Annotated in this window: 1 protein-coding gene; it reads right to left on the bottom strand. The window is 58.7% G+C overall.

Annotated elements, in window-relative coordinates; translation table 11 throughout:
* Nucleotides 1-269 (bottom strand): hypothetical protein (locus RVY79_RS19820; protein ID WP_317466281.1); only part of this gene is annotated, 269 nt, incomplete at both ends.

The following is a 269-nucleotide window of genomic DNA, read 5'->3' as shown; positions in this document are numbered from 1 at the left end:
ACCGACGCGTCGCAAGCTGAGTATGTCTGATAGAACGCACCACAACCTGGCTCCCTAGGAAGGGCGCCACCAAGTTTCGATACTTGGCCGGCATAGTCGCCTGTGGCATTGGTCACGCAGCGCAGGCAACCGCTGCCTGACACGACATAAATGGAATGTCCGGCAAGGGCAAAACGTTCCACCCACGTGAATACCGTAGGCGGAGCTCGGTCTGCCGCAATCATGCCGTTGAGCTTCACGTCGGTAAGCCAGTCACCGGTAGCCGACAC

The sequence above is a fragment of the Chromohalobacter sp. HP20-39 genome (genome assembly GCF_033052815.1).
Taxonomy (GTDB): domain Bacteria; phylum Pseudomonadota; class Gammaproteobacteria; order Pseudomonadales; family Halomonadaceae; genus Chromohalobacter.
Note: the sequence above shows the minus strand (reverse complement) of the source record. Positions and strands in the feature narration are given on the sequence as shown.